The sequence below is a fragment of the Ohtaekwangia sp. genome (genome assembly GCF_036786105.1).
Taxonomy (GTDB): Bacteria; Bacteroidota; Bacteroidia; order Cytophagales; family Cyclobacteriaceae; genus Ohtaekwangia.
In genome coordinates, this window is the sequence record NZ_DAIQRQ010000003.1 from 204714 (window position 1) to 212564 (window position 7851).

Sequence of the window (7851 nt, forward strand, 5' to 3'; positions counted from 1 at the left end):
GTTATTAATCGAACAGGAGTGAAGGTATACCTACGCCAATCATAATACCATAGGCCAGATCAGCCCAGATAACACGGAGCACATTGAAAATATAGATCGCGATAACCAGCGGGAATGAAAATATAGCTAACAAGTTAAATGATTTGGCGTGTATCTTGGCCTCGTCAAAAAGATTTTGTGCATCTGTAGTAGAGGGTATGGCATGCATACCGATGGAAACACCAAGCCACATGAGAACATACGAAAGCGGATGTTCAAGCCCAAAGAAATGAATTGGCACATAAGCAGGCAGGCAGATCATCAGACATAGAACTGTATTAATGAAGAAGGGGCCCATCGAAACAAGAAATGTGCTGAGGAAGTCATCCGTCTTTTCATGGACTACATATCCGGCCGGATTTCCTACACGGAAATAACAAGCGTCCAGAACAGGAATATTGCGTAAGCGACAAAAGAGCATGTGTGCGAACTCATGAACAATCACACCGGGAAACGTAGCGATGGCAATTAATTGACCAGGTATAAAAAACATAAACGTTAATTTTTAGTCCAACCTTGTGGGAATTTTCTATCAAACTCATTCTTCGTAAGAATCTCACCCGTTTCAATCCTGTGATCCAGACGATTAATATACACAGATAATTCTTCAGTACTATCATTTAGCGACAGTGCTTTGCTTCTGTAATACTGAAATAAATTTTTAAGTGAATCGGATTTTTGTGTTGCATACAAACAGGCATAAGCTGAAGCAACACCTGCCCATGAAATTGCAAGTGAAGTATCTCTCTTCAAATTCTCTTTGGTAGCGCGAAGGAACATGGCATAATCTTTTGTATCAAAGCCGGCCCCCATTTCTGCTTGTACGATCAGCGCTTCGATGTTGTAATCGTTCGGTACCAGATTTTTGCAACTGTTAAATTCAGCCAGTGCTTCTACTGAGTGATCTTCTGTCAAAAGACTGATACCTTTGTAATAACTTGCCAAGGCACGAAGATCAGCGACTTCCGGTACATTTTCGGATGCTACAGCAAGATCTTCAGCTGCGCGTTTATAATCATTGTTTTCGATAGCCTTCCTGGAATGAAGTAAACTGGATCGGCCATTAATAAAACGCCAATTCCAAAACGCAGAAAAGAATACCAGCACGATCACAACAGCGAAGAATGCCTTTACCCATGCAGGGAAGACTTTATCTTTTAAAGATGTTTCGCAGGAAGTACAGAGCGGATAACGCGCCACCCGATTCAATACAGTATCGCCAAAATCAGTCTGGCATGATGAGCAAATGGTGGGATCGTATTCTTTTTCAACTTTCTTCGTTTTTAACTGCTCTTCGGTAAAAGTGGCCTGTATGCAGGCTTCACAGTAGGAAATGCCATCAATCGTAAGTGAGCTGTTAATTGGAAGATCGGTTTTATGGCATTGGCCGCAGTTAACGTATCGCATTGGTAAGTTAGGATAGGTAACGCGAAGGTATAGAAAAGCTTAGCGTGCACTGCCTATACGTAATAAAAAGGTTGAAAATATATCCCTGCCAGCGAAATTATAAGATTCATATTCATCATCAAAATACCTTGTTTAGCCGGAATTTGAGTACCCCTCCGGGATGTGAAGTAATTTCGCAAGAGGATAGGTATACAATTCACCTTGTATTATTTTCACCTGTAATAAACCTTTTTACTTTTATAACCCATGAACCGTATACTGCTATCCCTCACTTTTATATTGCTCCTGGCGTGCGAGCATAAAACGGCCAATACTGAAAATACGGAAGCCATTCCGGATTACCTGGAGGAAATTACCATACAGCAACTGCAGCAGGGATATAAAGAAGGTAAATATACCATTACCGGTGTAGTGAAAGATTACCTGGCTCGTATTGAAGCACTTGATAAACACGGGCCACAGATTAATTCGATTATTATGGTTAATCCGGATGCATTGTCGATTGCCGAAGCATTGGAAAAAGAATTTAAAGAAGGAAAGATCCGCGGCCCGCTGCACGGTATACCGGTTATACTCAAAGACAATATCGACACACACGATAAAATGCCCAATACAGCAGGAGCCATCGTGCTGCGAAATTCATTTCCATCACAAGACAGTTGGGTAGCAAAAAAACTTCGGGATGCAGGTGCTGTTATACTCGCTAAAGCAAACCTAAGCGAGTGGGCAAACTTCCGTGCCGATATGTCGTCCAGCGGATGGAGTGGAGTAGGAGGGCAGACTAAAAATCCATATGTACTCGATCGCAACCCCTGTGGCTCCAGCGCGGGTTCGGGCGCAGCAGTAGCGGCCAACTTTTGTGGAGTAGCCATCGGTACGGAAACGAATGGTTCCATTGTTTGCCCATCCAATAACAATGGCATTGTAGGACTCAAGCCAACCGTGGGATTGATCAGTCGCACGGGAATTATACCGATATCTTTTACACAAGATACTCCGGGCCCTATGGGCCGCACGGTAGCAGATGTAGCCATAGCTTTGGGAGCGCTTACCGGTATAGATTCAACGGATTCAAAAACACTAAACCCGGCAGCTGTTTTTTATAGCGATTACACACCCTTTCTCAAAGCAGATGGACTGAAAGGAAAGCGCATCGGCTTGCTGAAAGATATATCCGGCTTTCACGCCAAAGTGGATACACTTATGAAGCAGGCAGTGCTATACCTGAAACAACAAGGTGCGGAAGTTATTGAAATAGCAGAGCCGATAGGGAAAGGCGCAGGCAGTCCATCATTCCAGGTATTGCTGTATGAGTTTAAGGACGGACTGAACAAATACTTTGCAAGCCTGCCCCATGCACCGGTGCATAACCTGGAAGAGCTTATGGCTTTTAACCGGAAAGATTCCATCGAGCTTCGTTACTTCGATCAGAAACTATTGGAAATGGCCCATGCCAAAGGCGATCTGCAGAGTAAAGAGTATACCGATGCACTGGCAGCGATGCACAAAGCGACACGCGAAGAAGGTATTGACAAAGTAATGCAGCAATACAAACTCGATGCACTTATGGCGCCTACCGGCTCGCCTGCCTGGAAGACCGATCTTATTGACGGCGATCATTTCCTGGGCGGGAGCTCATCGCTCGCAGCGATTGCAGGCTATCCCAGTATAGCCGTACCAATGGGATTTGTTGATGACCTGCCGGTAGATGTTTCGTTTTTCGGCAAAGCCTGGAGTGAATCCGTGCTGATCGAGATCGCCTATGGATATGAGCAGGGCACAAAGCATCGTAAAGCTCCGAAATATATATCCTCCAACGGGAGTATAACGCTGCCATAAGACTATAATTTGGGGACATAATACTGTGCCAACGGTGTTGCTTCCCTTCGGTACATGTTGACACATGATCAGAACATCTAAGATAGCAGAGACTGATATACCATCTCAAAGGAAAAATAATATGCGTGTGATGAAGCCATGTAAAGAGATATCGTCAATAATTTTATAGCAACGGTAGAACGATAATATATTATGTTTCCTGTAGCTGATACGTTTTACTATTTTAGTGCGATCATTTAGCTATATGAAAAAAAGAATTACCCAATCGGCTTTTATTTTACTTTTCATTTTTATTTCGGCCGCCAGTTACGCCCAGCACTATTATGTGGTGGTAGGCGTGTTCTCCGTGGAAAGTAATGCCCGGAAATTTAGCGGCTATGTGAAGAGTCTTCGATACCCGGCTCAGTATGAACTGAATGTTACCAAGAATCAATACTATGTGTACGTTCTGAAAACTGAAAATCATGAAGAGGGTCTTGCCAAAGTTAAATCCCTGCAGGCAGGATCGTTTCTGAACGATGCCTGGCTCTATACCGGTAAACTGGGCACTGGCAACGACCCCGTTGTAGCGGAAGAAACGAAAGTTGAGCCCCCAGTAACCGAAACAACAGAGACAGAGACAACAACGCCACCGGTAGATTCAACCATCAGCACTACCGAGATTCCGGCATCTACCGATACCGCTGCTTCTACTGAAGTGGTACCAGAGAAAGTGAGAGGCAAGCTTTTCAAGTTCGCCATTCAGATGGCCGATGGAAGACCTGTGAATGGCGAAATCCACCGTGTTGACTTCAGCCGTGGCCGCGACATTGCAGTCTATAAGTCTAACCAATATGTAGACATCACGAAGCCCGCTAACAATGCTCCTATATCGCTGGTGTGCGGCATCTTCGGTTATAAGGAACTTGTCAAACAACTTGATTATACCAACCCGTCAGCACTGGAGGACGCAACACAAGATGCAAACGGAGCCTGGGTTATTCCTTATCGCCTGGAGCGCATGAAGAAAGGCGATGTATCGGTTATGTATCACGTTTCTTTTTATAAAGATGCTGTAATCATGTTGCCACAATCAAAGCTCGAAATGGATGAGCTGGTAAACATGATGAAAGACAATCCTGATTACAGGATAAAAATACACGGTCATTGCAACGGTACCAATAGCCGCAAGATCATAGCACTGGGCACAACCCGTAATTACTTTGATGTGCGGGGCTCACAGGAGAAAACCGGCTCCGCCAAAGAGCTGTCGCGTATGCGTGCTGAAGCAGTGCAGCAATACCTGGCCGATAATGGCATAGAGAAGAATCGCTCCAATGTATATGCATGGGGAGGACAGAACATGCTTGTGCCGGAGAACAGCAACAGTGCTTCGCGCCTGAACGACCGTATTGAGATTGAAATTACTGCAGATTAATTAACAACGGGATTTTTATAACACAGGTGCACTCGGTAAGTATATTGGGATGTGGATGGCTGGGAAAACCGCTGGGAGTAGCGTTGTTACGGTCGGGTTATACAGTACTGGGCTCTGTTACGCAGCAGGAAAAACTGGCCGCGATCGCGGAAACCGGTATAGAGCCTTGCTTACTGAAGTTTGATCCGCAGCCCGCTGGTGATTATAGTCGCTTCTTTCAATCCGAGATACTGATCATCAGTATTCCCCCGAGGAGAAAAACCGGTCTGACAACAGTATACCTGGAGCAATTGCAAAACGTGGTACAGGAAGCGCAGCGTGGCACGATATCACATATAGTATTTATCAGTTCAACAGCAGTATATCCGGACCTAAACCGTATAGTATATGAAGACGATGCCGCTGTTGATTCTTACCTGACAGAAGCAGAGAAGATTGTAATAACAAGTGGCATTCAAACAACCGTAATTCGCTTTGGAGGATTGATTGGTGCCGGCAGGCATCCCGGAAGATTTCTTGCCGGGAAGCAGGAGGTACCCGGAAGAACAAGCCCGGTAAATATGATTCACCAGGAAGACTGTATAAAAATTATTCAGGCAGTAGTAGAGAGGGATGCGTGGGGAGAAATATTCAACGCCTGTGCCGATGAACACCCTGCCCGCGGTAAATTTTATTTCCTGGCAAGTAAACAGCTTGGCCTGGAGCCACCCCATTTTATAGAGGAAGATAACAGCGCCTATAAAATTGTGTGCTCGGAAAAATTAAAGAAGCGATTGAAATATACTTTTATATATCCCGATCCGTTGACTATGTTTTAACGGGAGACAACTGAAAAATATACACATGTTTGCCCGCTCTCTTGTTGACCTGTGTTTGTCGAATACAGGATGAAAGATAATGTTTAAGTTGCAGGTCTGTTAATAATTATTTTTCTTACTCGATAGAACCTCTCGCCATAATCAAATTGAATCTCACCGTCATATTGATTTTTCAATACTTTCTCCGTCCACCTAAAGGAATTTGTACGTTCCTTCTCTTTGTCACTAAGTTCAATTCCTTTTAAATCTCTTGATGCTGAGAACTTATAATAGACGGAAATATACCCACCTCTGGATTTCAATTCTATTTTATCAAAGCTCTTCGAAATTCTGTCTAAAGTATCTGCCTGGAGTAATTCAGTAAGAGTAATGTCTCGCCCCTCCGTTTGCCTCAAGTGATCTTGAATTAAGATAGATAAAATTAAAACATCACTGTTGATTTGTGAGACAGTACTTTTCAGTGGCACTGAAGCACATCCCCCAATGAAAATTGCAAGTGTGACTAATATTCTCATATATACATCTGTTTTACAGCTGCTTTATTTTCTCAGAATTTTTCTGATCAGCCTATTTCACTGGGTTGTCCTTGAATTTCACACCTTTGCCATATCAACCCAATAGTATTGGTTTGTTGTTCTGTCTTCTACGCCAACGTTTAGAAACTCGGTGAACTCTTTTAGTCCTTTGAGTAGTTCTTGTTTGGTGTTTTTTGTCAGAAGGTCAAGCGTATCACTATCGAACACCAGTGTACCGGTGTAGTCCGACCAATCCATTTGCCGTGATTGCACTCTGGTGTTAAGTGTTTGCGAATAATTTCCTTTTGTGATCACTATTCTGTCGATAGCATTAAACTTCCTGGTATCTTCGTTTAACTTAAAGATAAGAAAGGATAAATAGTCTCTGTACTTTTTCTGCTTCAAATCAATTTCTGTTACATATTTTGTCGTCAGTATTATTATTCCTGTTAAAATGATCAGTGCTCCCCAAAACCAGTGGCTTATTACGATCAGGTAAATTCCCCCTGCAAACAATAACGCGCTGAAATACTTCATCCCATTGGGAAAGTAAGGTGTAATAATTCGCTTTGTCATAACTTTACCTGCCTACCGGCAGGCAGGCTTAGCAGCCACCTTTATGGGCGGCACGTTTATACATTATTTTACTGTCCCGTTCTACATAGTCGCCCGATACAATGGGGTATGAATACTTAGGCGCATACGATACACTATGGCTTCTTATAATTATTTTGTCGTTTACTTTCAGGCTATGCAATTGTTGAAATTCATTTGCCTTTCCCACCCCAAAGGTAAGAATATAATCGTCACCATTAATCTTCACCATCACTCCGAAACCTAATCGTGAGCCTGGTGGAAGCGAAAGAGAACTTACAACAGCCTCCATCTTGGAAGAAGCACTTATATGGTTCCTTATTTTGGCCGCACCGGCAAGTACTTTTTGACCTTCCGGAGATGCTTTCCATTTATTGAACATTATACCATCAGGAGTAGCCTCCCATTTTTTCCTTGCGGCTTTCATCTCAGCAGCCGTGAGTGGTCTTGGAGGTGATTTTTTAGGAGCCTCTTTTTTTATTTCGAGATTAGCAAATACTAGTCCGCTTACCACCACCAGCAGTAAGATCAGCGCATAAATAATTTTTTTCATATTTTTTTGCAGGTTTAATTATCAACTCCAGCAAAACTACAAGTCTTTGTTCCAGGCTTTGGTAAACGAATTGTTAAAAAAGGTAAACGAAATGTAAAAGTTGCCTGTATGGCATAATGTACTTGTCCCGCGGAAAATCTTTGTTAGTAGAATGTCACGCGCTAGATGACTAAATTGCCCGGGGCCTATTAATCTTTTTATCCATTCAAAAATATCATTTATACCCGATGGCAAAAATTACCATTATGGAGTGAACACAGGCAGACTATATAGCCATGGAATAATCAAGCGAGATCTATACTTGTACACATAAACATCTGACTATATGATTAACTATATATCAAACCGGATTCTGGTTGTGGGAATCAGATATTCGCATGTTTGTCTTTTTTGAAAAAACGGAGCAGGGTAGATAGCATTGCTGCAAAAGATTCTGACAGACAAGGGACAACTGGTTCGTTCCTGCATAAACCTTTAACATTTTTTTTGATATTCGCTATACCGGAAAAATCCGGTTTTGGAGGAATTACGCTATCTATAACACACAAAATCTTACCTGCTTCCTGAATATAGTCAAGGGCCATAAAATCATAGTATAGGCTCGCAGGTAAATGTATACCGGTTACAAGATCAATCTGGAATATACCGCTTTTTGTATGATGTGTCATT

Annotated in this window: 9 protein-coding genes; 3 read left to right on the top strand and 6 right to left on the bottom strand. The window is 42.7% G+C overall.

Features of this window, described 5'->3' with window-relative positions:
* Positions 1 to 4 precede the first annotated feature (4 nt).
* Together V7Q33_RS02845 and V7Q33_RS02850 are read right to left on the bottom strand one after the other, a co-directional pair.
* Complete coding sequence (locus V7Q33_RS02845) at positions 5 to 532, bottom strand: hypothetical protein (protein ID WP_331977523.1); 528 nt, start codon at positions 530 to 532, stop codon at positions 5 to 7.
* A 5-nt stretch (positions 533 to 537) separates the two neighbouring features.
* Positions 538 to 1446, bottom strand: a complete 909-nt coding sequence (locus V7Q33_RS02850) for a hypothetical protein (protein WP_331977525.1) — start codon at positions 1444 to 1446, stop codon at positions 538 to 540.
* Positions 1447 to 1692: 246 nt separating this feature from the next.
* On the opposite strand from V7Q33_RS02850, the gene V7Q33_RS02855 reads away from it, so the two are divergent.
* The 3 genes from V7Q33_RS02855 (at position 1693) to V7Q33_RS02865 (ending at position 5520) form a co-directional block, all read left to right on the top strand.
* On the top strand, positions 1693 to 3285 hold the full coding sequence (locus tag V7Q33_RS02855) for an amidase (protein ID WP_331977527.1): 1593 nt from the start codon (positions 1693 to 1695) through the stop codon (positions 3283 to 3285).
* A 244-nt stretch (positions 3286 to 3529) separates the two neighbouring features.
* A complete protein-coding gene (locus tag V7Q33_RS02860) occupies positions 3530 to 4702 on the top strand; it encodes an OmpA family protein (protein WP_331977529.1) in 1173 nt (390 codons plus the stop codon).
* Positions 4703 to 4728: 26 nt separating this feature from the next.
* Positions 4729 to 5520: an SDR family oxidoreductase gene (locus tag V7Q33_RS02865; RefSeq protein ID WP_333818836.1), complete on the top strand. Its 792-nt coding sequence runs from the start codon at positions 4729 to 4731 to the stop codon at positions 5518 to 5520.
* An 83-nt stretch (positions 5521 to 5603) separates the two neighbouring features.
* On the opposite strand, the gene V7Q33_RS02870 is transcribed toward V7Q33_RS02865, so the two are convergent.
* The 4 genes from V7Q33_RS02870 to V7Q33_RS02885 all read right to left on the bottom strand — a co-directional run.
* Positions 5604 to 6035, bottom strand: coding sequence for a hypothetical protein (locus V7Q33_RS02870; RefSeq protein ID WP_333818837.1), 432 nt, complete (start codon positions 6033 to 6035; stop codon positions 5604 to 5606).
* A 78-nt stretch (positions 6036 to 6113) separates the two neighbouring features.
* Positions 6114 to 6611 (bottom strand): hypothetical protein, encoded by a 498-nt coding sequence (locus V7Q33_RS02875; protein WP_331977535.1) that lies wholly within the window; start codon positions 6609 to 6611, stop codon positions 6114 to 6116.
* A gap of 28 nt (positions 6612 to 6639) precedes the next feature.
* Complete coding sequence (locus V7Q33_RS02880; RefSeq protein ID WP_333818838.1) at positions 6640 to 7182, bottom strand: hypothetical protein; 543 nt, start codon at positions 7180 to 7182, stop codon at positions 6640 to 6642.
* 365 nt (positions 7183 to 7547) lie between these two features.
* Positions 7548 to 7851, bottom strand: a 304-nt coding sequence (locus V7Q33_RS02885; RefSeq protein ID WP_333818839.1) for a hypothetical protein, incomplete at its 5' end; no start/stop codon positions are given.

Bases quoted from the DNA above. Each gene is read 5' to 3' on its own strand.
- V7Q33_RS02845 (WP_331977523.1), bottom strand. From the start codon at position 532: ATGTTTTTTATACCTGGTCAATTAATTGCCATCGCTACGTTTCCCGGT.
- V7Q33_RS02850 (WP_331977525.1), bottom strand. From the start codon at position 1,446: ATGCGATACGTTAACTGCGGCCAATGCCATAAAACCGATCTTCCAATT.
- V7Q33_RS02855 (WP_331977527.1), top strand. From the start codon at position 1,693: ATGAACCGTATACTGCTATCCCTCACTTTTATATTGCTCCTGGCGTGC.
- V7Q33_RS02860 (WP_331977529.1), top strand. From the start codon at position 3,530: ATGAAAAAAAGAATTACCCAATCGGCTTTTATTTTACTTTTCATTTTT.
- V7Q33_RS02870 (WP_333818837.1), bottom strand. From the start codon at position 6,035: ATGAGAATATTAGTCACACTTGCAATTTTCATTGGGGGATGTGCTTCA.
- V7Q33_RS02875 (WP_331977535.1), bottom strand. From the start codon at position 6,611: ATGACAAAGCGAATTATTACACCTTACTTTCCCAATGGGATGAAGTAT.
- V7Q33_RS02880 (WP_333818838.1), bottom strand. From the start codon at position 7,182: ATGAAAAAAATTATTTATGCGCTGATCTTACTGCTGGTGGTGGTAAGC.